The organism is Streptomyces sp. DSM 41931, assembly GCF_050271085.1.
Classification (GTDB): Bacteria; Actinomycetota; Actinomycetes; order Streptomycetales; family Streptomycetaceae; genus Streptomyces; species Streptomyces albogriseolus.
In genome coordinates, this window is record NZ_CP189902.1 from 5,089,063 (window position 1) to 5,111,177 (window position 22,115).

Below are 22,115 nucleotides of genomic sequence, written 5' to 3' on the forward strand. Positions count from 1 at the left end.
CTAACGCTCCTGGTTGTAGGTGCTGTCAGGACCGAAGCCCTGGCCGTTCGTTTCACTGCCTGCGGTGCGGCCTCGTTGGACGCCGCGCCGCAGGTTGCTCAGCCTGCCCCGGACGTCCTCCGGGGCGCGGGAGACCTGTGGGCCCCCCTGGGGGGTCGTTTCGGCGGCTCCCTGGACCAGGTTGGCCTTCGGGACCCTCCGTGGCAGGCCGGAGGAGGTCACTCCGCCCGCCTTGGGCTTCCGGAGCTGCGAGGCCTGCTGCCAGCGCTCGTCGTTCGCCGAGCGCCAGCTGTCGTCGCCGTTGCTCTCCGGAGTGGTGGCCGGCGGCTCCTGGTTCCCGCGGCCCGCGTCGCCCGTGCCGCCCGCGCCGTTCGCGGAGGATCCGCGGCGCGGAAGCCCGGCATTGGTCAGCGCGTGGGCCTCGGACGGAGCCGGTCCCGGACGGTCGAAGCCTACGCTGTCCGGCTCACGCGCGTCAGCGGCCTGCGAGGATTCCCCCTCCGGGGCCTGTGCAGGGTACTGGTCCTGGTAGCCGTTGCGGTAGCCGTCGTGCTGCGGCCAGTCGTCGTCCTGACGCCGCTCGCCGAAGCCCGGGAACGAGCCCGTGGCGCCCGCGGGGGCCTGGCCGTTCCGGCCCGGCTCGGCGTAGGAGCCGTTCTGGTAGCCGCCGTTCTGCTGGAAACCGTCGTTCTGCTGGAAGCCGTCGTTCTGCGGCAGGCCGCCGTTCGGCGTGTAGTAGCCCTCGCCGTACGACTGCTGCTGCTCGTCGTAGCCGCCTTGCCGGCCGTCGTCGTACGCCTGCTGGTCGTACCCGCCGCCCTGCTGGTCCTGGTAGCCGTTGTCGTAGCCCTGCGCGTCGTAGCCCTGGCCGTCGTCGTAACCCTGCTGCTGCGCGGCGAACTCGTCCCGGTAGCCGGCCTGCTCGGCGCCCTCCTGGGCGTTCCCGGCGGTCAACTCGCCCTGCTGCGACGGCGACTGGGACTCCAGGGCCGCACGCCGCTCCTCACGCATCAGGGACCGGCCGACCGGGTCCAGCTCGCGGATGTCGTCGGGGACGTCCGCGTAACGGCTGTCGTCGAAGCCCAGCTCCGCGGCGGTGCGCATCGGCTGGCCGAAGTTCTCACCCTGGAAGTTCTGCTCCGGGATGATCTGCGAGACCGTGAACTCGTCGTGGGCCGGGGCCGCCTCGCCGCCACCGCCGTGGGTGATGGCGTCCGGCAGCATCACCAGCGAGGTGGTGCCGGCCTGCTCGCCCGAGGGGCGGAGCTGGACGCGGATGCCGTGCCGGTCGGACAGCCGGCCGACCACGAACAGACCCATGCGCTGCGAGATCGCGGCGTCCACGGTCGGCGGGTTGGCCAGCTTGTGGTTGATGTCCGCGAAGTCCTCGGCGGTGAGGCCGATGCCCTTGTCGTGGATCTCGATCATGATGCGGCCGTCGGGCAGACGGGTCGCGGTGACGCGCACCTTCGTCTGCGGCGAGGAGAACGTGGTGGCGTTCTCCAGCAGCTCGGCGAGCAGGTGCACGAGGTCGGTGACCGCGCGGCCGTGGATCTCGGCGTCCGGCACGCCGGACAGCTCGATGCGCTCGTACTGCTCCACCTCGGAGGAGGCGGCGCGCAGCACGTCGACCAGCGGGACCGGCTGGTCCCAGCGGCGGCCCGGCTCCTCGCCGGCGAGGACCAGGAGGTTCTCGCCGTTGCGGCGCATGCGGGTCGCGAGGTGGTCCAGCTTGAAGAGGTTCTCCAGCTGGTCCGGGTCGGCCTCGTTGTTCTCCAGGTCGGTGATCAGGGTCAGCTGGCCCTCGATCAGCGACTGGTTGCGGCGCGACAGGTTGGTGAAGATCGCGTTGATGTTGCCCCGCAGCAGGGCCTGCTCGGCGGCGAGCCGGACGGCCTCGCGGTGGACCTGGTCGAAGGCGCGGGCGACCTCGCCGATCTCGTCCGTGGAGTTGATCGGGATGGGCGCGACCTTGGTGTCCACCCGGCCCGGGTCGGTCCGGGAGAGCTGGTCGACCAGCATCGGCAGGCGCTGCTCGGCGATGCCGAAGGCGGCGTTGCGCAGCTGGCGCATCGACTGGCTCATCTGGCGGGCCACCATGCCGGCCAGGATGAACGCGGCGAGCAGCGCGAGCACGACCGCGGCGCCGGTGATGAAGGCGTCCCGCTGGGCGTCGGAGGCGATCTGCGAGGCCTCGTTCACGGCGGTGTCGGCGAGGTCGGACTCGATCTCGCGGTAGCCGTCGAACTTGAGGGTGTTCATCGCCCACCAGTTCTCGGGCGTGATGCCCTTGGCGGCGAGGTCCTCGCGGGCGGCCTCGTCCGTGGTGGACAGGCGGCCCAGCTCGGAGATCATCGTCTCCGGCTTGGCCGGCGGCGGGACGTAGTCCGGGTCGTTCTGCGCGGCGGTCTTCGCCATGGCGGCGCCCTCGGCCTGGATCCGCGCGGTGATCTCTTCCAGCTTGGTGTTGTCCGCCTCGGTGCCGCCGCCCTTGTACTCCTCGAGGGCGATGCGCTCGAGGTAGGCGTACGACAGGAAGGCCACGCGCTGGCTGGCGAGCTGGCTGTCGGTCGGGCCCGGCTTCACCAGCAGGTGCATGCCGATGGCGCGCTCCAGCGACAGGGCGGACTTGGTCAGCGAGACCGCGTAGACCGTGCGGCCGTAGCTGGTGACGTTGCCGGTGCCGAGGCTCAGCTCGTTGGCGATCTCCATCAGGGGGTGGGCGACGGCGACGTAGCCCTCCTCCGTCTCCACGCCCTTGAGCTTGGAGGTGTAGGCGGCGGCGCGCAGCGCGGTCAGCTTCGGCTCGGCCTCGCGGACGAGCTTCAGCCGGCGCTCCAGACCGGGCTTGGACGGCATGTCCTGCGCGGCCTCGTCGAAGGCGTCGGCGGCCTTGTCGGTCGCCTCGCGCGCCTTGCTGACGTCCGGGTCGTCCTCGCCCTTGCCGCTCAGCAGCGGCACGGCGCTGACGTCGCGCTCGTTGTAGAGGGCGTTGGCGTACGTGAGGGAGGCACGGACCAGGCGGGCGGTGTTCTCGGCGTCCTGCGCCTCGTTCCACGTGTCGATCGAGCTCTTGACCTGGAAGCCGCCCATGACAAGGCCGACCAGCACGGGTATGAGCAGGATCGCGTTGAGTCTCGTGGCCACGCGCCAGTTCCGCGGGGACAGACGTCCTCCGCTCTGTGCGGGCGCGGCCTTCGGCGCGGGACCGGGCACGGGGGCGGGCGCCGCTGTGCGCGGCGGCGGCGTGAAGTTGCCCCGGGCCGACGGCTCGGGACTGTTCTTGCTTCGCCTCACTCGACCAACAACCTCTCGGCGGTCGGCACCTTCGTCGTGCCGCAGTGTCTCAGAGCCCGGCATGCCATCGACTACTGAGTACGTCTTTGACCCATGGGCAGTTCAGGCATTCCAGCATGCCGACCAGCGCTCTTCCAAACATGGAAAGGCAGAGGTCCCGAGTGATGTAAGCCCCAGATAAAACGGTCATAAAGAGCGAGGACCGTCAAATGGCGAGGTCTTCGTGCGCACAGTGGTACCGCGCGACCGCGTCGCGTGTCGGCCTCACCCGATTCCTCTGCCGAAACGTTATGAACACCGGGGCCGACCGTGTCAAAGGACACAGCCGGCACCGGTACATCTACGACAACTGCATTATGTCGCTTTCGATTTGCCCCTACCTGAGTCGCGCCATAAGCGCGTGTTCGACCAGGGTGATCAGCGCACTCTTGGCGTCCGCGCGGTGGCGGGCGTCCGTGGTGATGATCGGGGCGTCGGGCCCGATCTGCAGCGCCTCGCGCACTTCCTCCGGAGAGTACGGCTGCTGTCCGTCGAAGCCGTTGAGGGCGATGACGAAGGGCAGCCCGCTGTTCTCGAAGTAGTCGACCGCGGGGAAGCAGTCCGCGAGACGCCGCGTGTCGACCAGGACGACGGCGCCGATGGCGCCGCGCACCAGGTCGTCCCACATGAACCAGAAGCGGTCCTGGCCGGGGGTGCCGAACAGGTACAGGATCAGGTCCTGGTCCAGGGTGATACGGCCGAAGTCCATGGCCACCGTGGTGGTGGTCTTGTCCCCGGTGTGGGTGAGGTCGTCGATGCCTGCCGAAGCAGACGTCATGACGGCCTCCGTGCGCAGCGGGTTGATCTCCGAAACGGCCCCGACGAACGTGGTCTTGCCCACGCCGAAGCCACCCGCCACCACGATCTTCGCCGAGGTGGTCGCACGGCTCTCGGAGACCGTCCCGCCGCTAGAGCTTGCGAAGTCCACTGAGCACCCTTTCGAGCAGTGTCACGTCCGGGGCGCCTGTCGCCTCGTCGCCGCCCGGCTGGTGCACGGCGACGAGTCCCGCCTCCGCCAGGTCCGCCACCAGGATCCGGGCGACGCCCAGCGGCATGTTGAGCAGTGCCGAGACCTCGGCGACCGACTTCACCTCTCGGCACAGGTGGCAGATGCGCTGATGCTCGGGAAGGAGCCCCATGAGCGCTGCCGGGTCGGCCGTCGTACTGATCAGTGCCTCGATGGCCAGCTGGTAACGCGGCCTGGTCCGGCCGCCGGTCATCGCATACGGACGAACCAGCGGCTGGTCGCCCTCGTCCTCGTACGGCTCCGCGTACGGATCATGAGAGGCGGTGGGCGGGGTCATGAATCCTCCGGGCGGGACAGCAAGCGGTCAGTCAAGCCGTCTGATGGGGCCGGTGGGGGGAATTGTGGCGGCCGGACGGTGATTTGGTGAGACGGGTGGTGCCGGGGCCGTTCAGTGCAGCAGACTTCCCTGTAGCTCGGCGCGCAGGTCCGGGGTGAGGACCGCCCCCGCGCGGTCGACCAGGAGCGCCATTTCGTAGCCGACGAGGCCGATGTCGCACTCGGGGTGCGCGAGCACGGCGAGGGACGAGCCGTCGGAGACGGACATGAGGAAGAGGAACCCCCGCTCCATCTCCACGACCGTCTGAGCGACGTCGCCGCCCTCGAAGATCCGCGAGGCGCCGGCCGTCAGGGAGGTCAGCCCCGAGGCGACAGCCGCGAGCTGGTCCGCGCGGTCGCGCGGAAAGCCCTCGGAGAGCGCCAGGAGGAGACCGTCGGCGGACACGACGACGGTGTGGGACACCCCTGGGGTGTTGTCCACGAAGTTGGTGATCAACCAGTTGAGGTTCTGTGCCGCCTGGCTCATCGGGCTCAACTAACGCTCCTGCTGGTGAGTGGGGTGCGGGAAGCTGCCGGTCTGTGCGGACCCGGCCTGACGACCCTGTGCGATACCCCGACGGAGATTGGTCAGCCGGCCGCGCACGTCATCGGGGGCGCGCGAGACCTGAGGACCGCTCTGGTGAGACTGCTGCTGAGCCGTGCCCGGGACGAGGTTCGCCTTGGGCACCCGGCGCGGCAGGCCGGAGGTGGTGACGCCGCCCGCGGCCGGCTTGCGGACGCGTTCGGCCTGCTTGACGAGCTCGTCGTTGGGCGAGCTGCGCCAGGCGGCGTTGGACCGCTGCGAGCCGGTGGGGCTCTGCGGTTGGGGGGACTGCTGCTGCGGCTGCTGCTGCGGGGCGGCCGGCGCGGAGCCGTTGCCCTGCTCCTGCGCACCGCCCTGGCCGCGGAACCAGTTGGTCTCCAGCGTGTCGTACAGCGGCGTACGGCCGTCGCCCGGGCCGGTGGCCGGGGGCAGCGCCCACTGGTCGGACGGCTGACGCTGCTCCTGCTGCTGCGGCGGCTGCGGACGCGGGGGGACGGGACCGCCGCCGTGCGTGCCGTTCACCCGCGGACGCTCGAACTGGCCCGTGCCCGAGGGGTCGCCGGAGCCCGCGCGGCCGGGCAGCGCGTACTGGCCGGTCGAGCCGTCGTTCTGGCCCGGGGCCGGGTACTGGCCCGTGCCGGTGTCGTAGCCCTGCGGGGCGGGGAACTGGCCCGTGGACGCCGGGTTCTGCGCGCCCGGGCGGCCGCCCTGCTGGGCGCCGAAGATGTCACCGCGGACGAACTGGCCCGTGGACGGGGCGCCGTTGGCGCCGGGACGGCCGTACTGGCCGGTGTCCTGACCGGGCGCGTGCTGCTGCTCGTCGAACCGGGGGATCTCCGCCGTGGCGCCGGGACCCTGACGGTCGTCGAAGCGCGGCATCGCGGCGGTGCGGGAGACGTCCGGCTCCTCGTGGCCGCGCGGGGCGTCCATCGAGGGGCGCGGCGCCGGCGGGCGGGCGTTGTCGTCGCTCCAGCTCGGCGTGCGCTGCTGCTGGTCGCCGCCCGGCAGTTCCGGACGGGCGCCGCCGCGCGGCGGGAGCTGGGGACTGCGGCCGCGCTCGGGGGCGTTGCCCCGCTGCGGCGGCACCTGGCCCCGGCCGCCGCCGAAGCCGTCCTGGCCCTGGTTCCCGGCCTGCGGCGCGTTCGGGCCCTGCTGCTGCCCGAAGCCGGCGCCCGCCGGAGCGGGACGGCCCTGCGGGGGAGCGGAGGGAGCGCCCTGGTCGAACAGCGAGGGGGTCTGGTTGGCCGAGGGACCCTGCGGTCCCCGGCCGCCGGGACGGCCTGAGCCGTCCCGCCCGGGCAGCGCGGCGCGCGGGCCCTGACCGGCACCGAGGCGCCCGCCGGGCACCCCCGCGCCGAGCGAGCCGCCGCCGGACTGGCCGGCCCCGGCGGAGCGCCGCGCGGCGGCGGCGCCCGCGGCGGCCTGCGCGGCGGCCGGACCGCCGGCGCCGCCCGGCTGACCGGGCTTGCCCTGCGGCTTCTTGCTGCCCTGGGCGACGTCGACGGGCAGCATGACCAGCGCGGTCGTGCCGCCGGAGTCGGACGGGCGGAGCTGGATCCGGATGCCGTGGCGCTGCGACAGACGGCCGACCACGAACAGACCCATGCGGCGGGAGACGGAGACGTCCACGGTGGGCGGCGAGGCGAGCCGCTCGTTGATCGCCGCGAGGTCCTCGGGGGACAGACCGATACCGGTGTCGTGGATCTCGATCAGCACCCGGCCGTCGGGCAGGGCGTGACCGGTGACCTTGACCTTGGTCTGCGGGGAGGAGAACGACGTCGCGTTCTCCAGCAGCTCGGCGAGCAGGTGCACGAGGTCGTTGACGACCCGGCCGGCCACTTCGGTGGACGGCACCGCGGCCAGCTCGATGCGCTCGTACTGCTCCACCTCGGACGCGGCGGCGCGGAGCACGTCGACCAGCGGGACCGGGCGGGTCCACCGGCGGCCGGGCTCCTCACCCGCGAGGACGAGGAGGTTCTCACCGTTACGGCGCATACGGGTGGCGAGGTGGTCCAGCTTAAACAGCGAGGACAGCTGGTCCGGGTCGGCCTCGCGGGACTCGAGCTCGGAGATCAGCGACAGCTGGCGCTGGATCAGACCCTGGGAGCGGCGCGAGAGGTTGGTGAACATCGCGTTGACGTTGCCCCGCAGCAGGGCCTGCTCGGCGGCGAGGCGGACCGCCTCGCGGTGCACGTCGTCGAAGGCCGCGGCCACGCGGCCGATCTCGTCCCGGGAGTGCACACCGACCGACTCCACGGTGGTGTCGACGTCCTGCGGGTCCGACTCGGAGAGCTGCTTGACCAGGTCGGGCAGGCGCTCCTGGGCGACCCTGGTGGCGGTCTCCTCCAGGCGGCGCAGCGACCGGATCATGGACCGGGCCACGACGAAGGCGCCGACCAGGGACACACCGAGCACGAGGAGGATCAGCGCACCGGAGATGATCGCGTCGCGCTCGGTGGCGCTGCGCAGCTCACGGGCCTTCTGTTCCATCTCCTCGAGCAGCGAGAGCTCGATGTTCTTCATCTGCTGGATCTTGGTGGAGCTGTCGTCCAGCCAGTCACGGTAGGAGCGCGCGCCCACCGACTGCAGACCGAACTCGGAGGCCAGCGCGCGGCCGGCGTACTCGTCGGTCGCCTTGATCGTGGTGTTGCCCTCTTCGATGGGCAGCAGCAGCTCTGCGGCGAGGTCCTCGCCGTAGATGCTCTTGAAGGCGCGGAGCTCGGACTTCTGGCTCTCCAGGGCGGACTGCGCGTAGAGCCGGTCGTTCTCGGCGATGTCGCCCTTGGTGGTGTTGCTCGCGGGCAGCGCCGCGGCGAGAACCGCGCGCTGGACCGACGCGTACTCCTTGGCGGAGGAGAACGACGCCAGGGCACGCGTGCGCTGGATCATGTCGGGGTTGCTGGTCGCCTCCGCCATGTCCTGCGAGAGGTCGATCAGGTTCTCGATCAGGCGGTGGTAGCCCTCGACGCTCTGCGTGGAGTTGTTCTCCTGCTGGAACGCCGTGTTGCGGATCTTGGCGAGCTCGCTCAGGTCGCCGGCCAGCTGGACGAGGTTGTCGCGGACTCCCTTGAGGTTGCCGTCCTTGCTCGCCGCGTCGATCTCCTCGGAACTGTCGAGGAAGTTCGACATCGCGCGATCGGTCTTCTCGCGGTAGCCCTTGACCGAGAAGTCCGTGCCCTTGCCGCCGTGCGCGAGGGGACCGGCCGACTGGTCGCGCTCCTCCTGGAGCGCGTGCGCCAGCTCGGTGGCCTGCTTGGTCATGTCCGTCAGCAGCTTCATGTTGTCGAGCTGCTGGATGTCGTCCATCGACTGCTGGATACGCAGCGCGCCGAGCGAGGTGGCCGCGACCACCGGCAGCGCAAGCAGCGACACCAGACGGGTCGAGATCCGCCAGTTGCGCAGGGCTATTCGCGAACCCGGGCCGGCGGGGGCGGCCGGCGGGGTGGCCGGGGGTGCGGACGGCGCGCCGGGGCGCTCGCCGCCGCTGTTACCGGGTGTGGTCGGACCCTGGCTCTGGGCGTGCTGGGGCGAGGAGCTGACGGCCTTGGGGCCAGTCCCGCCCTGCGGCTCCGGCTCCGCCGAAGCGCTGCCATCCCTCTTGAAACGTCCCTGCACTAGCGTCGCAACCTCTGAACCAGGCGCCCCTCCGCGTGAACGGCGAGGCACGGTGTCGGCGTCATAGGGGCGCCCTGAATACGCCCCCGTGGTGGTCGTGATGATCCGGCGCCGGTCCCCCCATCTCGCCGCCGCTCGGCGCGTGGTCGCGCCCCCTGTGCGCCGGCTCGATCCCTGCGGCGGTCCGTGAGATTCCAGCACAGTGCAGGATCTCCAACAAGGCCCGTGGGCTTACCCGTGACATACGTGACACCGCGTGTCCGTCGGATCACCAGTCGTAGAACGGGATCTTGCCTATTCCGGGCATACCGGTCCGGACCGGCGAGGTGGGGGCGGTGTCCCAGTCGGCATGATCAGGAGCGGAATGGTCGCTTCAGGTGGTCAATGTCCGATTCCGCTCGCCGTGGCGCGCGCCCGAGATGCCTGGATTGTCGTTCGTATCGTGAGCAAACTCACACCGAGATCACCGCTCCCGGCCCCGGGCCGCCGGGAATTGAATGTTTAGCCTGACGCTTTACAGGGACGGCAGAACTGACAACCCGCGCCCGTCCGAGGGTCTTCCCGACCCTCCGGGCGCCCGTGCACAGGACAGGGTCAAGTAAACAGTGAAGACGACGACGATGTTCCACAAGATCGCCAACCCGCGGCGCACCACGCTCGCGCACCTCGACGGTGCCGACGATCTGCAGAAGCCGGTCCAGCAGGAGCACCCCGTCGAACTCCCGGCCCAGACTGCCAATCCCAAGCGCACCGTCCTCATGGAGATCCCGGTCGCGGCCGGCGCCGCGAACTGACACCGGTCCATACGCGCGGCCGCCGCGAAACGCTCAGCGCGAGCCGCGCACCGACGAGGGGCGCCCCACCAGCCGCGGTGGGGCGCCCCTCGTCGGTGCGCCGGGCCGGGACCCCTGCGCGTTAGCCTGGAGCGTCAGACTCCAGCCGCTTCAGTCAAGGGGACCAGCATCCCGTGCGCATCGCCAGATTCTCCATCGACGGGAACGTCGCCTTCGGCGCGGTCGAGGGCGAGAAGCAGGACGAGCTCGTCCTGGACATCATCAAGGGCATCCCGTTCGCGGACTTCGAGCTCTCCGGCACCAAGGTCCCGGTGAGCAAGGTCAGGCTGCTGCCCCCGGTGCTGCCCAACAAGGTGGTGGCCTTCGGGCGCAACTACGCGGACCACGCCAAGGAGATGGGCAACGAGGTGCCCGACGCGCCCTTCGCCTTCTTCAAGCCCGCCACCTCGGTCATCGGCCCCGGCGACGAGATCCAGTACCCCTCCTTCTCCCAGGAGGTGCACCACGAGGCCGAGCTCGCCGTGGTCATCGGCCGGCTCTGCCGCGAGGTCCCGCGCGAGCGCGTCAAGGACGTGATCTTCGGCTACACCTGCGCCAACGACGTCACCGCGCGCGACGTCCAGAAGCGCGAGAAGCAGTGGGCCCGCGCCAAGGGCTTCGACACCTCCTGCCCGCTCGGCCCCTGGGTGGAGACGGACCTCGACATCGCCGCCGCGCAGGACCTGACGATCCAGCTCACGGTCAACGGCGGCCAGCGCCAGCTCGGCCGCACCAGCGAGATGATCCACTCCATCGAGGACCTGATCGTCAACATCTCCGAGGCCATGACCCTGCTCCCGGGCGACGTCATCCTCACGGGCACCCCGGCTGGGGTCGGCCCCCTCCACGTCGGCGACGAGGTCGCCGTCACCATCGAAGGCATCGGCACTCTCACCAACAAGGTTGTCAAGCGTGGCTAGCGCATCCGGCTCCTCCGTACGCGTCCGTTTCTGCCCGTCGCCCACCGGTAACCCCCACGTGGGCCTGGTCCGCACCGCCCTGTTCAACTGGGCGTTCGCCAAGCACCACGGCGGCACCCTGGTCTTCCGCATCGAGGACACCGACGCGGCCCGCGACTCCGAGGAGTCGTACAACCAGCTGCTGGACTCCATGCGCTGGCTGGGCTTCGACTGGGACGAGGGCCCCGAGGTCGGCGGCCCGTACGCGCCGTACCGCCAGTCGCAGCGCATGGACCTCTACCGCGACCTGGCGCAGAAGCTGCTGGACCGCGGCCACGCCTACCACTGCTACTGCTCCCAGGAGGAGCTGGACACCCGCCGCGAGGCCGCCCGCGCCGCCGGCAAGCCGTCCGGCTACGACGGCCACTGCCGCGAGCTCACCGCCGCGCAGGTGGAGGAGTACAAGGCCCAGGGCCGCGAGGCGATCGTCCGCTTCCGGATGCCCGACGAGCCGATCACCTTCACCGACCTGGTCCGCGGCGAGATCACCTACCTGCCGGAGAACGTGCCGGACTACGGCATCGTGCGCGCCAACGGGGCCCCGCTGTACACGCTGGTCAACCCGGTCGACGACGCCCTGATGGAGATCACCCACGTCCTGCGCGGCGAGGATCTGCTCTCCTCCACCCCGCGCCAGATCGCCCTGTACAAGGCGCTGATCGAGCTCGGCGTCGCCAAGGAGATCCCCGCCTTCGGCCACCTGCCGTACGTGATGGGCGAGGGCAACAAGAAGCTCTCCAAGCGCGACCCGCAGTCCTCGCTCAACCTCTACCGCGAGCGCGGCTTCCTGCCCGAGGGCCTGCTCAACTACCTGTCGCTGCTCGGCTGGTCGCTCTCCGCCGACCAGGACGTCTTCTCGATCGACGAGATGGTCGCCGCCTTCGACGTCACCGACGTCAACCCCAACCCGGCGCGCTTCGACCTCAAGAAGTGCGAGGCGATCAACGCCGACCACATCCGCATGCTCGACGTGAAGGACTTCGCCGAGCGCTGCCGCCCCTGGCTGCAGGCCCCCCACGCCGCCTGGGCCCCGGAGGCCTTCGACGAGGCCAAGTGGCAGGCCATTGCGCCGCACGCGCAGACCCGCCTCAAGGTCCTCTCCGAGATCACCGACAACGTCGACTTCCTGTTCCTGCCGGAGCCGGTCTTCGACGAGGCGTCCTGGAACAAGGCGATGAAGGAGGGCTCCGACGCCCTGCTGCGCACCGCCCGGGAGAACCTGGAGGCCGCCGACTGGGCCTCCGCCGAGTCGCTGAAGGAGGCCGTCCTGGCCGCCGGCGAGGCCCACGGCCTCAAGCTCGGCAAGGCCCAGGCCCCGGTCCGCGTCGCCGTCACCGGCCGCACCGTCGGCCTGCCGCTCTTCGAGTCCCTCGAGGTGCTGGGCAAGGAGAAGTCCCTGGCCCGCGTCGACGCGGCCCTGGCGAGGCTCGCCGGCTGACCTCACCCGCCGTGCAGGGGCGGCTCCCGGACACGTCCGGGGGCCGCCCCTCGGCGTTCCCCGGTGTCCTCCGGCCCGTCCCGGTACCGTCGGTGGCATGGACATCCGCGCCGTGGTCTGGGACGTCGACGACACGCTGTTCGACTACACCTCCGCCGACCGTGAGGGCATGCGCGCCCACCTCGTCACCGAGGGCCTGCTCGCGGGGTACGGCTCCGTGGAGGAGGCGCTGACGCGCTGGCGGGAGATCACCGACCAGCAGTGGGCGCGGTTCGCCGCCGGCGAGGTGGACTTCGAGACCCAGCGCCGCGACCGCACCCGGGTGTTCCTGGGCCGCGAGCTGACCGACGCGGAGGCGGACGACTGGTTCGACCGCTACCTGGTGCACTACGAGTCCGCCTGGAGCCTGTTCCCGGACGTGCTGCCCGTGCTGGACGCCCTCGCCGCCAGCCACCGGCACGCCGTGCTCTCCAACTCCAGCCTGCACGTGCAGGACCGCAAGCTGCGGGTGCTGGGCGTGCACGACCGCTTCGAGGCGATCCTGTGCGCCGCCGAGCTGGGCGTCTCCAAGCCGGAGCCCGGCGCCTTCCTGGCCGCCTGCGACGCCCTCGCGCTCCACCCTGAGCAGGTCGCGTACGTCGGGGACCATCCGGAGATCGACGGCCGGGGCGCCGCCGAGGCCGGGCTGCTCTCGGTGTGGATCGACCGCGCCGACGCCCACGCCACCCTCGAACCGCCGGCCGGTCCGCGCCGCATCGCGTCCCTCGCCGAACTGCCCTCCCTGCTGCGCGGCGATACCCGTTTTGGAGCGTCGACCACCTTCAGGTAATGTTCTTCCTGCGCCGCGGGGAGCGGGCCGGAAGGCCGGAGCCCCGAAGCGCAGAACTAGAACGAGATCCCCTCCGGGGCTTGCGTTCCAGTGGCCTATGGTGTAATTGGCAGCACGACTGATTCTGGTTCAGTTAGTCTTGGTTCGAGTCCAGGTAGGCCAGCTCGCAGAGCTCATCTGCACCCGCGGATCACATCCGCAAGCCCCCGTTGTGTAGCGGCCTAGCACGCTGCCCTCTCAAGGCAGTAGCGCCGGTTCGAATCCGGTCGGGGGTACAGATCCTTCGCGGGATCGCTAGGGCCCCCGTTGTGTAGCGGCCTAGCACGCCGCCCTCTCAAGGCGGTAGCGCCGGTTCGAATCCGGTCGGGGGTACTGACTGGTCTAAACCATCATTGGTCTATGGTGTAATTGGCAGCACGACTGATTCTGGTTCAGTTAGTCTTGGTTCGAGTCCAGGTAGACCAGCAGGATCTGCGGAAACGCATGATCCACGCCCCCGTTGTGTAGCGGCCTAGCACGCCGCCCTCTCAAGGCGGTAGCGCCGGTTCGAATCCGGTCGGGGGTACACCGGCGAAAGCCCTCCACCTCGGTGGGGGGCTTTCGTGCTGTCCGTCACTCGATGCCGTACCGCCGGGCCGACTCCTCCTCCTGCGCCAGCCGGTGCAGCGCGCGCAGCACCGGCTCGAACAGCACCGCCGACGCCACGGCCATCTCCACCTGCTCCTTCAACGAGTCGTACGTCTCCATGAAGTCGAGCTGCCGGGACGCCACCTGGTGCATCAGCCGCGCGTACGGCGCCATCAGCTCGGCGTCCCACGGGTAGCCCAGCCGCCGCAGTGCGGCCACCGCCACCACCAGCGAGCGGTGCACGGGGGAGAGGGGGGCCATCTCCCGCGACGTCTCCCAGCCCAGCGTCTCCAGCAGCCTGTCCACCTCCGCGCGGGCCGCCACCACGTCCGGGTCCTCCTCGTCCGGCTCCGGGTCCTGCGGCAGCGCCCACAGCGCCGCGCCCAGGCGGATCGTGCGGCCCAGGGAATCGTCGTCGATGTGGCTCAGCACCTCACGGGCCCTGGCCACGGGGATGCCGCCCACCTGGATCAGCGCGCGCACCAGCCGCAGCCGGCGCAGGTGCTCCTCGTCGTAGTCCGCCGTGGTCGCGTTGACGCGGCGGCCGGGCGGCAGCAGTCCCTCGCGCAGGTAGTACTTGATCGTCGCGGTGGACACACCGCTGCGTTCGCTCAGTTCAGCCAGCCGCACCTCTTGCGCCTTTCATGGGATAGCGAGACTATCCAAGGGTTCCCCCCGGGAACTCGTCCAGGCCACCCTAGGGATCCGGGAGTGAGACATGCGGCGCAGGTTCGCGGTCGCCGAGCGCACCACCGCGGCGGCGGAGGGCACCGTCGTCGTCCTGCTGATCGGTATGCGGATCAACCGCTTCTGGGCCGTGCACCACTGGCTGCCCGTGCTGGTCTCGATGCCGCGCATGCTGCGTGAGCTCGGGAAGCGCCCGGAGAGCGGACTGCTGAAGTACATCCTGCTCACGGCCTCCCCGCGGACGTACTACGTCGTCCAGTACTGGGAGTCCAAGGAGAAGCTCTACGCCTACGCGCACGCCCCGGGAACGGTCCACCACCGCGCGTGGACCTTCGTCAACGGCAAGGAGCGCGCGGGCAAGGTGCGCGGCCATGTCGGGCTGTGGCACGAGGCGTACGTGGTGCCGCAGGGGAACTACGAGTCGATCTACGCCGACATGCCGGCGTTCGGACTCGCGGCCGCGCACGGGCAGATACCGCTGGAGCGGCGCGGACGGCGCGCCAAGGACCGCTTCGCGTACCGGCCGGAGCAGCCCGCGCGGCCGGAAGGGACGGAAACGACTGCGCCGTCGGCGGTGGCCGACGGCGCGTGAGGCGGGGGAGGGTCCGCCGCGGCGTTGAGGCGGACCCGTTCCCGCGGAACGTGTGCGGTGGACGGGGGGACGTTCAGGAGCGCCGGAGCGCCTCGGAGAGGCGGGCGGCGGCGTCGATGACGGCCTGGGCGTGCATCCGGCCCGGGTGACGCGTCAGACGCTCGATGGGGCCGGAGACCGACACGGCGGCCACCACGCGGTTCGACGGCCCGCGCACCGGCGCCGAGACGGACGCCACGCCCGGCTCGCGCTCGCCGATCGACTGGGCCCAGCCGCGGCGCCGTACACCGGAGAGGGCCGTCGCCGTGAAACGGGCGCCCTGCAGGCCGCGGTGCAGCCGCTCGGGCTCCTCCCAGGCCATGAGGATCTGCGCCGACGAGCCGGCCTTCATGGTGAGCGTGGAGCCCACCGGCACCGTGTCCCGCAGTCCGGACAGGCGCTCCGCCGCGGCGACGCAGATGCGCATGTCGCCCTGGCGGCGGTAGAGCTGGGCGCTCTCACCGGTCACGTCGCGCAGGTGGGTCAGCACCGGGCCCGCCGTGGCGAGCAGCCGGTCCTCGCCCGCGGCCGCGGCCAGTTCGGCCAGGCGCGGGCCGAGGATGAACCGCCCCTGCATGTCACGCGCCACCATGCGGTGGTGCTCCAGCGCCACCGCCAGGCGGTGGGCCGTGGGTCGTGCCAGTCCGGTGGCACCGACCAACCCCGCGAGGGTGGCCGGGCCGGACTCCAGGGCGCTCAGGACGAGTGCTGCCTTGTCCAGAACGCCGACGCCGCTACTGTTGTCCATGCAACGATACTTGCGTCTCACTCTGTGAAACGCAAGTTCAATTTTCCGTGGAACCCGCCACTCTTGAAGCACGAAGCAACGCGGCCCGTGGACCACCGGGCCTGACGGCGGACGCCCGGTGTCAGGGGCGCGGGCGCCGTCTCACAGATCTCTAGTTGGGCCGGAGGGCAACGTGCCGGCCGGAGGGAAAGCGATGGGTAGGACACTCGCGGAGAAGGTCTGGGACGACCACGTCGTCCGGCGCGCCGAGGGCGAGCCCGACCTCCTCTTCATCGATCTGCACCTGCTGCACGAGGTGACCAGCCCCCAGGCCTTCGACGGCCTCCGCAAGAACGGCCGCCGGGTGCGCCGTCTCGACCTCACCATCGCGACCGAGGACCACAACACCCCGACCCTCGACATCGACAAGCCCATCGCCGACCCGGTCTCCCGGGTCCAGCTGGAGACGCTGCGCAAGAACTGCGCCGAGTTCGGCGTCCGGCTGCACCCGCTGGGCGACGTCGAGCAGGGTGTCGTGCACGTCGTCGGCCCGCAGCTGGGCCTGACCCAGCCCGGCATGACGGTGGTGTGCGGCGACTCCCACACCTCCACCCACGGCGCCTTCGGCGGACTCGCCTTCGGCATCGGCACCTCCCAGGTCGAGCACGTCCTGGCGACCCAGACGCTGCCGATGGCCCGCCCCAAGACCATGGCGATCACGGTCGACGGCGAGCTGCCCGAGGGCGTCACCGCCAAGGACCTGATCCTGGCGATCATCGCGAAGATCGGCACGGGCGGCGGCCAGGGCTACGTCCTGGAGTACCGCGGCGAGGCCATCGAGAAGCTCTCGATGGAGGCCCGGATGACCATCTGCAACATGTCGATCGAGGCCGGCGCCCGCGCGGGCATGATCGCCCCCGACGAGACGACCTTCGCGTACCTCGAGGGCCGTCCGCACGCCCCGAAGGGCGAGGACTGGGACGCGGCCGTCGCCTACTGGAAGACGCTGAGGTCCGACGACGACGCCGAGTTCGACGCCGAGGTCGTCATCGACGCCTCCGAGCTGTCGCCGTTCGTCACCTGGGGCACCAACCCGGGCCAGGGCGCGCCTCTCTCCGCGTCGGTCCCCGACCCCGCCTCGTACGAGGACGCCTCGGAGCGGCTCGCCGCCGAAAAGGCGCTGGAGTACATGGGGTTGGAGGCCGGCCAGACGCTCCGCTCCATCAACGTGGACACCGTCTTCGTAGGGTCCTGCACCAACGGCCGCATCGAGGACCTGCGCGCCGCCGCGGACGTCATCAAGGGCCGCAAAGTCGCCGACGGCGTACGGATGCTGGTCGTCCCCGGCTCCGCGCGGGTGGGTCTGCAGGCCGTCTCCGAGGGCCTGGACGTGGTCTTCAAGGAGGCCGGCGCCGAGTGGCGGCACGCGGGCTGCTCGATGTGTCTGGGCATGAACCCGGACCAGCTCGCCCCCGGTGAGCGGTCCGCCTCCACCTCCAACCGCAACTTCGAGGGCCGGCAGGGCAAGGGCGGCCGGACGCACCTGGTGTCCCCGCAGGTCGCCGCGGCCACCGCGGTCCTCGGCCACCTGGCCTCCCCGGCCGACCTCGCCGCCGCCGACGACCGCACGCCCGCTGGAGTCTGATCAGTCATGGAAGCATTCACCACCCACACCGGCCGGGCCGTCCCGCTGCGCCGCAGCAACGTCGACACCGACCAGATCATCCCGGCCCACTGGCTCAAGAAGGTGACCCGGGACGGGTTCGAGGACGGGCTGTTCGAGGCCTGGCGCAAGGACCCCGAGTTCGTCCTCAACCGACCCGAGCGTGCGGGCGCCACGGTGCTGGTGGCCGGCCCCGACTTCGGCACCGGCTCCTCCCGTGAGCACGCCGTCTGGGCGCTGCAGAACTACGGCTTCAAGGCCGTGATCTCCTCCCGCTTCGCCGACATCTTCCGCGGCAACTCGCTGAAGAACGGCCTGCTGACCGTCGTCCTCGACCAGAAGATCGTCGACGCCCTGTGGGAGCTCACCGAGGCCGACCCCACCGCCGAGATCACCGTCGACCTCGAGGCCCGCGAGGTCCGCGCCGAGGGCCTCAACGCCCCCTTCGAGCTGGACGAGAACGCCCGCTGGCGGCTGCTGAACGGCCTCGACGACATCTCCCTCACGCTGCGGAACGAGGCGGACATCGCCGCGTACGAGGCGAAGCGCCCGTCCTTCAAGCCGCGGACCCTCACGGCCTGACCTTCCCGCGCGGCCGAAGTCCTCGGCAGAGGTCGACTTTCGGCCACCCCCTCACCCCGCCCGTACCCCCGATCGGACCGATCGGGGGTACGGGCGTCTTCGTACCCGTTCGGCCCCGCGTGCCGTCTTGAGGGCCGCCAACTTGCCACGTTAAGAAGGTGGTTGCCGGGGTACACGTGTCACGTGGCCGTGGATCCCGGGTGTGTGCGGACGGCCGTCCGGCGCGGCAGTTGCCCCCTGCGCAGGCGACAACTCGCCCCAGATGGCACAATCTGTGCATGGAACACGACGGCCAACTCCAGCTCTGTACGGCGGTCGCGGTCCGGCTCAAGGAAGCGCACTCGAGGGTGCGCGCACTGCAAGTCCCGGAGGGCGTACGGATGGCGCTGACCCGGAAGCTGTTGGTCATTACGGCCGCGGCCAAGCACGATCTCGCCGGTGCGGCAAGGCGTCTGGAGCGGTTCATGGCGGACCTCGACGAGGGACGAATCCCCGACGAGGAACGCTGAGCCAGTCAAGACAACCGAGTCCGTTGCGGCACAAGGGTGATTAGCCCGTTTCGTGTTTGATTTGCGGTATATATCTGCCTAACGTGCGAAAAGCTTGAACACATTCGTTCTGGCGATGTCTCCGAAGGGGAAGACGTGAACAAGGCGCAGCTCGTAGAAGCGATTGCCGACAAGGTGGGCGGCCGCCAGCAGGCCGCCGACGCCGTCGACCACGTACTGGACGCCATCGTCCGCGCGGTCGTCGCAGGGGAGCGGGTCTCGGTCACCGGCTTCGGTTCGTTCGAGAAGGTCGACCGCCCGGCCCGCTACGCCCGCAACCCGCAGACGGGCGAGCGCGTTCGGGTCAAGAAGACCTCCGTCCCGCGTTTCCGTGCGGGCCAGGGCTTCAAGGACCTGGTCAGCGGCTCGAAGAAGCTGCCGCGCGGCGGTGAGGTCGCCGTGAAGAAGGCGCCCAAGGGCAGCCTGACCGGCGGCGCTTCGGCGACGGTGAAGAAGGCCGCGGCGAAGAAGACCACGGCGAAGAAGGCCGCCACCGCCAAGAAGGCGGCCGCGAAGAAGACGGCGGCCAAGAAGGCCACCGCCAAGACCACGGCGAGCAAGACCGCGGCGAAGAAGGCCCCCGCCAAGTCGACGGCCGCCGCCAAGAGCACCGCCGCGAAGAAGACCACGGCGAAGAAGGCCCCGGCGAAGAAGGCGACGGCCACGAAGGCCCCCGCCAAGAAGTCGACCGCGCGCAAGACCACCGCCAAGAAGACCACCACCCGCAAGAAGTAGCGGACGCCTCGTCCCCCCTTCGGGCAAACGGTACTCATGTGTCGGGCCGGACTCCCCGGGAGTCCGGCCCGCGGTGTGTGCGGGACCGCGCCGCGCGCGTCAGAACGTCTGCAGTGTCACCAGCCTGATCCGCAGGGACGCGCCCTCGCCCTCCGTCTCCAGCCGCACCCGCTGCCCGGGACGCAGCAGCCGCAGACCGCCCGCGTCGAACGCCGCGGCGTCGAAGGGAACCGGGGTGCCGTCGTCCAGCAGCACCTGACCGCTGCGGCTGTCGGGGTCGTAGGTGTACGCGGTGGCCTGCATGTGCGGCAGCCTACTGCTGCCCGGCGGGCAGCCGCGCGGCGGCCGCGGCCGTGCGGGGGCCGACGCCCAGCGCCAGCGCGGCCCGCAGATCCCCGCCGGTGTCCACGTCCTGCCGTACGGACTCCACCGCGTCGAGCGTGAGCTCCACCGCGCCCGACGCCCGGTGCCGGGCACGGGAACCGACGCCGAAGTGCGGACGCAGTTCACGGCCGCGGCTCGCGGCGAGCAGAGTCGTGCCGAGCCCCGCGGAATCCGCGAGAAAGGACCGCGGGAATTCCGCCGCCGCGTCCAGCACCCGGGCCAGTTCCGCGGGGCGCAGCGCCGGCAGATCCGCGTTCAGCGCCGCCACCGAGGCCGCGCGGCGGGCGGCGCCCACCACCGTCGCGGCATGGACCAGCGCGGCGTTGAGCCCGGCCCGCGGCAGGTCGGGAACGGTCCCGGCGCCCAGCGCCGCCAGTTCCCTGGCGGCCAGCGCGTCGTTGGTGACGACCACCACATCCCGCACCGCGGGGCAGCCCAGCGCGGCCGCCACCGTGTCCTGCGCGAACGCCAGCGCCAGACCCGGCCGCAGACCGTCGTCCGCGGTGTCCGCCAGCCTGCTCTTGGCCTGCGGCAGGGGCTTCAGGGGTACCACCAAGGTCCACTGCACGAGTGTTGCGTCCCTCTCTTGTCACGGCCATTGTCACCCGGTGCGGCCGACGGCCGAGGGACCGGGCGTACGGTGTTCTCGACAGACCGGCGGCCCGGGGCGACACTTGTGCGGCCCGCCCGGCCTCGAGGGGACCGGGACCTGGGCCTGTCGTCCGTAAGAGGAAGGTGTACTCGTGCCGCGCCGCAGAATCGGCTTCTGGTACCGCTTCGCCGCGGTGATCTGCAAACCGCCGCTGGTGGTACTGCTCAAGCGGGACTGGCGCGGAATGGAGAACATTCCGGCCGAAGGTGGATTTATCACCGCGGTGAACCACAATTCGCACATCGATCCTCTGGCCTACGCGCACTTTCAGTACAACACCGGCCGTGTTCCGCGATTCCTGGCGAAGAGCGGCCTTTTCAACAAGGGATTCGTCGGCGCCGCGATGCGCGGTACCGGGCAGATCCCCGTCTACCGCGAGAGCACGGACGCGCTCAGCGCCTTCCGCGCCGCGATCGACGCCGTGGAGCGCGGCGAGTGCGTCGCCTTCTACCCCGAGGGCACCCTCACCCGGGACCCGGACGGCTGGCCCATGACCGGCAAGACCGGCGCCGCGCGCGTCGCGCTGCAGACCAAGTGCCCGGTGATCCCGGTCGCCCAGTGGGGCGCCAACGAACTGCTCCCGCCGTACGCCAAGAAGCCGCGGCTGTTCCCGCGCAAGACCAGCAGGGTGCTGGCCGGCCCGCCGGTCGACCTCTCGCGCTTCTACGACCAGGAGATGACGCCGGAGCTCCTCAAGGAGGCCACCGAGGCGATCATGGCCGCCGTGACCGGCCTGCTGGAGGAGATCCGCGGCGAGAAGGCCCCCGAGAGGCCCTACGACCCGCGCACGGAGCGGATGGAGCAGCGCCGCCGGACGCACGCGCAGCGCAACGGCAGGAACGGGCGGCAGGACCGCACCCGGGGCGAGCGAGCCGCCGTCCGGGAAGCACGTGAAGAGGGGCTGGGTACGTGAGCGAGCCGGTCAAGGCGGCCGTCTTCGGCACCGGATCGTGGGGGACGGCCTTCGGCATGGTCCTCGCCGACGCGGGCTGCGACGTCGTGCTGTGGGGACGGCGCCCCGAACTCGCCGAAGCGGTCAACTCCACCCGCACCAACCCCGACTACCTGCCCGGGGTGGAACTCCCCGAGAACCTGCGGGCCACCTCGGACGCCGCCGAGGCCGCGCGCGGCGCCGACTTCACCGTCCTCGCGGTGCCCTCGCAGACGCTGCGCGGCAACCTCGCCCAGTGGCGGGACCTGCTCGCGCCGCGCACGGTGCTGGTGTCCCTCATGAAGGGCATCGAACTCGGCTCCGCGATGCGGATGAGCGAGGTGATCGAGGACGTCGCCAAGGTCGGCCGGGAGCGGATCGCGGTGGTGACCGGCCCCAACCTGGCCCGCGAGATCGCCGCCCGGATGCCGGCCGCCGCCGTGGTCGCCTGCACGGACGAAGAGGTCGCCCGGCGGCTCCAGACCGCCTGCCACACCCCGTACTTCCGGCCGTACACCAACACCGACGTCATCGGCTGCGAGCTGGGCGGCGCGGTCAAGAACGTCATCGGCCTGGCCGTCGGCATCGCCGACGGCATGGGCCTCGGCGACAACACCAAGGGCTCGCTCATCACCCGCGGCCTCGCCGAGACCACCCGGCTCGGCGTCGCGCTCGGCGCCGACCCGCTGACCTTCTCCGGACTCGCGGGCCTGGGCGACCTGGTGGCCACCTGCTCCTCGCCGCTGTCCCGCAACCACACCTTCGGCACCAACCTCGGCAAGGGGCTGACCCTGCAGGAGACCATCGCGGTCACCAAGCAGACCGCCGAGGGCGTCAAGTCCTGCGAGTCGGTGCTGGACCTGGCCCGCCGGCACGGCGTCGACATGCCGCTCACCGAGACGGTCGTCGGGATCGTGCACGAGGGCAAGCCCCCTCAGGTGGCCGTCAAGGAGCTGATGTCGCGCAGCGCCAAGCCGGAGCGACGCTGAGCGACGGCCCCTCCGTTCGGCCCACGCACGGCGTTGCGGGCGCTGTATCCCGGCTCCGGCAGC

Annotated in this window: 20 protein-coding genes and 5 tRNA genes; 16 read left to right on the plus strand and 9 right to left on the minus strand. The window is 70.9% G+C overall.

Features of this window, described 5'->3' with window-relative positions; translation table 11 throughout:
• The 5 genes from ACP7TJ_RS23610 to ACP7TJ_RS23630 all read right to left on the minus strand — a co-directional run bounded on the left by ACP7TJ_RS23610 (window position 1) and on the right by ACP7TJ_RS23630 (window position 8,837).
• Window positions 1-3,297: a nitrate- and nitrite sensing domain-containing protein gene (locus ACP7TJ_RS23610; protein WP_427765162.1), complete on the minus strand. Its 3,297-nt coding sequence runs from the start codon at window positions 3,295-3,297 to the stop codon at window positions 1-3.
• A gap of 376 nt (window positions 3,298-3,673) precedes the next feature.
• A complete protein-coding gene (locus ACP7TJ_RS23615; protein WP_037641771.1) occupies window positions 3,674-4,264 on the minus strand; it encodes a GTP-binding protein in 591 nt (196 codons plus the stop codon).
• Complete coding sequence (locus tag ACP7TJ_RS23620) at window positions 4,245-4,640, minus strand: DUF742 domain-containing protein (RefSeq protein ID WP_006130593.1); 396 nt, start codon at window positions 4,638-4,640, stop codon at window positions 4,245-4,247. The genes ACP7TJ_RS23615 and ACP7TJ_RS23620 overlap by 20 nt, the downstream gene beginning before the upstream one ends.
• Before the next feature lie 111 nt (window positions 4,641-4,751).
• Window positions 4,752-5,165, minus strand: coding sequence for a roadblock/LC7 domain-containing protein (locus ACP7TJ_RS23625; RefSeq protein WP_030231800.1), 414 nt, complete (start codon window positions 5,163-5,165; stop codon window positions 4,752-4,754).
• A gap of 9 nt (window positions 5,166-5,174) precedes the next feature.
• Window positions 5,175-8,837: a nitrate- and nitrite sensing domain-containing protein gene (locus ACP7TJ_RS23630; RefSeq protein WP_427765167.1), complete on the minus strand. Its 3,663-nt coding sequence runs from the start codon at window positions 8,835-8,837 to the stop codon at window positions 5,175-5,177.
• 605 nt (window positions 8,838-9,442) lie between these two features.
• Here ACP7TJ_RS23630 and ACP7TJ_RS23635 point away from each other — a divergent pair.
• The 9 genes from ACP7TJ_RS23635 to ACP7TJ_RS23675 all read left to right on the plus strand — a co-directional run bounded on the left by ACP7TJ_RS23635 (window position 9,443) and on the right by ACP7TJ_RS23675 (window position 13,461).
• Window positions 9,443-9,631, plus strand: a complete 189-nt coding sequence (locus tag ACP7TJ_RS23635) for a hypothetical protein (RefSeq protein ID WP_093763921.1) — start codon at window positions 9,443-9,445, stop codon at window positions 9,629-9,631.
• Between the two features lie 173 nt (window positions 9,632-9,804).
• Window positions 9,805-10,590: a fumarylacetoacetate hydrolase family protein gene (locus ACP7TJ_RS23640; protein ID WP_093763922.1), complete on the plus strand. Its 786-nt coding sequence runs from the start codon at window positions 9,805-9,807 to the stop codon at window positions 10,588-10,590.
• Window positions 10,583-12,067, plus strand: coding sequence for a glutamate--tRNA ligase (gene gltX / locus ACP7TJ_RS23645; RefSeq protein WP_427765172.1), 1,485 nt, complete (start codon window positions 10,583-10,585; stop codon window positions 12,065-12,067). Before ACP7TJ_RS23640 ends, gltX begins: the two co-directional genes overlap by 8 nt.
• A gap of 97 nt (window positions 12,068-12,164) precedes the next feature.
• Window positions 12,165-12,896, plus strand: coding sequence for an HAD family hydrolase (locus tag ACP7TJ_RS23650; protein ID WP_093763924.1), 732 nt, complete (start codon window positions 12,165-12,167; stop codon window positions 12,894-12,896).
• Window positions 12,897-12,987: 91 nt separating this feature from the next.
• Window positions 12,988-13,059, plus strand: a tRNA-Gln gene (locus ACP7TJ_RS23655).
• 39 nt (window positions 13,060-13,098) lie between these two features.
• A tRNA-Glu gene (locus ACP7TJ_RS23660) sits at window positions 13,099-13,171 on the plus strand.
• 24 nt (window positions 13,172-13,195) lie between these two features.
• Window positions 13,196-13,268: transfer RNA gene (locus ACP7TJ_RS23665), tRNA-Glu, on the plus strand.
• 21 nt (window positions 13,269-13,289) lie between these two features.
• Window positions 13,290-13,361: transfer RNA gene (locus ACP7TJ_RS23670), tRNA-Gln, on the plus strand.
• 27 nt (window positions 13,362-13,388) lie between these two features.
• Window positions 13,389-13,461, plus strand: a tRNA-Glu gene (locus ACP7TJ_RS23675).
• 47 nt (window positions 13,462-13,508) lie between these two features.
• Here the strand turns inward: ACP7TJ_RS23675 and ACP7TJ_RS23680 are convergent.
• The gene (locus ACP7TJ_RS23680) at window positions 13,509-14,153 is read right to left on the minus strand and encodes a MerR family transcriptional regulator (protein ID WP_189912218.1); all 645 of its coding nucleotides are present in this window, start codon (window positions 14,151-14,153) and stop codon (window positions 13,509-13,511) included.
• Between the two features lie 88 nt (window positions 14,154-14,241).
• Here ACP7TJ_RS23680 and ACP7TJ_RS23685 point away from each other — a divergent pair, with 88 nt between their 5' ends.
• On the plus strand, window positions 14,242-14,802 hold the full coding sequence (locus ACP7TJ_RS23685) for a DUF4188 domain-containing protein (protein WP_167740794.1): 561 nt from the start codon (window positions 14,242-14,244) through the stop codon (window positions 14,800-14,802).
• Between the two features lie 73 nt (window positions 14,803-14,875).
• On the opposite strand, the gene ndgR is transcribed toward ACP7TJ_RS23685, so the two are convergent.
• Window positions 14,876-15,589: an IclR family transcriptional regulator NdgR gene (ndgR, locus tag ACP7TJ_RS23690; protein ID WP_006130487.1), complete on the minus strand. Its 714-nt coding sequence runs from the start codon at window positions 15,587-15,589 to the stop codon at window positions 14,876-14,878.
• Window positions 15,590-15,782: 193 nt separating this feature from the next.
• Between ndgR and leuC the strand changes: the two genes are divergently transcribed.
• From leuC to ACP7TJ_RS23710, 4 genes are all read left to right on the plus strand, one after another.
• Window positions 15,783-17,213 carry a 3-isopropylmalate dehydratase large subunit gene (leuC, locus tag ACP7TJ_RS23695; protein WP_093763927.1) on the plus strand — a complete coding sequence of 477 codons (1,431 nt, stop codon included), beginning with the start codon at window positions 15,783-15,785 and terminating at the stop codon, window positions 17,211-17,213.
• 6 nt (window positions 17,214-17,219) lie between these two features.
• Window positions 17,220-17,813 (plus strand): 3-isopropylmalate dehydratase small subunit, encoded by a 594-nt coding sequence (gene leuD / locus ACP7TJ_RS23700; protein ID WP_167740792.1) that lies wholly within the window; start codon window positions 17,220-17,222, stop codon window positions 17,811-17,813.
• A 278-nt stretch (window positions 17,814-18,091) separates the two neighbouring features.
• Window positions 18,092-18,322 carry a hypothetical protein gene (locus tag ACP7TJ_RS23705; protein ID WP_093763929.1) on the plus strand — a complete coding sequence of 77 codons (231 nt, stop codon included), beginning with the start codon at window positions 18,092-18,094 and terminating at the stop codon, window positions 18,320-18,322.
• A gap of 135 nt (window positions 18,323-18,457) precedes the next feature.
• A complete protein-coding gene (locus ACP7TJ_RS23710) occupies window positions 18,458-19,096 on the plus strand; it encodes an HU family DNA-binding protein (protein ID WP_093763930.1) in 639 nt (212 codons plus the stop codon).
• A gap of 99 nt (window positions 19,097-19,195) precedes the next feature.
• Here the strand turns inward: ACP7TJ_RS23710 and ACP7TJ_RS23715 are convergent, their stop codons facing one another.
• Window positions 19,196-19,399 carry a hypothetical protein gene (locus ACP7TJ_RS23715; protein WP_427765180.1) on the minus strand — a complete coding sequence of 68 codons (204 nt, stop codon included), beginning with the start codon at window positions 19,397-19,399 and terminating at the stop codon, window positions 19,196-19,198.
• A gap of 10 nt (window positions 19,400-19,409) precedes the next feature.
• Window positions 19,410-20,048, minus strand: coding sequence for a 2-phospho-L-lactate guanylyltransferase (gene cofC, locus ACP7TJ_RS23720; protein ID WP_093763931.1), 639 nt, complete (start codon window positions 20,046-20,048; stop codon window positions 19,410-19,412).
• A gap of 175 nt (window positions 20,049-20,223) precedes the next feature.
• Here cofC and ACP7TJ_RS23725 point away from each other — a divergent pair, with 175 nt between their 5' ends.
• Both ACP7TJ_RS23725 and ACP7TJ_RS23730 read left to right on the plus strand, forming a co-directional pair.
• On the plus strand, window positions 20,224-21,045 hold the full coding sequence (locus ACP7TJ_RS23725) for a lysophospholipid acyltransferase family protein (protein WP_093763932.1): 822 nt from the start codon (window positions 20,224-20,226) through the stop codon (window positions 21,043-21,045).
• Window positions 21,042-22,052 (plus strand): NAD(P)H-dependent glycerol-3-phosphate dehydrogenase, encoded by a 1,011-nt coding sequence (locus ACP7TJ_RS23730; protein ID WP_167740791.1) that lies wholly within the window; start codon window positions 21,042-21,044, stop codon window positions 22,050-22,052. The genes ACP7TJ_RS23725 and ACP7TJ_RS23730 overlap by 4 nt, the downstream gene beginning before the upstream one ends.
• Window positions 22,053-22,115 lie beyond the last annotated feature (63 nt).

What these genes read in the sequence shown, in the direction of transcription:
- ACP7TJ_RS23620 (WP_006130593.1), bottom strand. Translation starts at nt 4,640, where the DNA reads ATGACCCCGCCCACCGCCTCTCATGATCCGTACGCGGAGCCGTACGAG.
- ACP7TJ_RS23625 (WP_030231800.1), bottom strand. Translation starts at nt 5,165, where the DNA reads ATGAGCCAGGCGGCACAGAACCTCAACTGGTTGATCACCAACTTCGTG.
- ACP7TJ_RS23650 (WP_093763924.1), top strand. Translation starts at nt 12,165, where the DNA reads ATGGACATCCGCGCCGTGGTCTGGGACGTCGACGACACGCTGTTCGAC.
- ACP7TJ_RS23685 (WP_167740794.1), top strand. Translation starts at nt 14,242, where the DNA reads ATGCGGCGCAGGTTCGCGGTCGCCGAGCGCACCACCGCGGCGGCGGAG.
- ndgR (WP_006130487.1), bottom strand. Translation starts at nt 15,589, where the DNA reads ATGGACAACAGTAGCGGCGTCGGCGTTCTGGACAAGGCAGCACTCGTC.
- leuC (WP_093763927.1), top strand. Translation starts at nt 15,783, where the DNA reads ATGGGTAGGACACTCGCGGAGAAGGTCTGGGACGACCACGTCGTCCGG.
- leuD (WP_167740792.1), top strand. Translation starts at nt 17,220, where the DNA reads ATGGAAGCATTCACCACCCACACCGGCCGGGCCGTCCCGCTGCGCCGC.
- ACP7TJ_RS23705 (WP_093763929.1), top strand. Translation starts at nt 18,092, where the DNA reads ATGGAACACGACGGCCAACTCCAGCTCTGTACGGCGGTCGCGGTCCGG.
- ACP7TJ_RS23715 (WP_427765180.1), bottom strand. Translation starts at nt 19,399, where the DNA reads ATGCAGGCCACCGCGTACACCTACGACCCCGACAGCCGCAGCGGTCAG.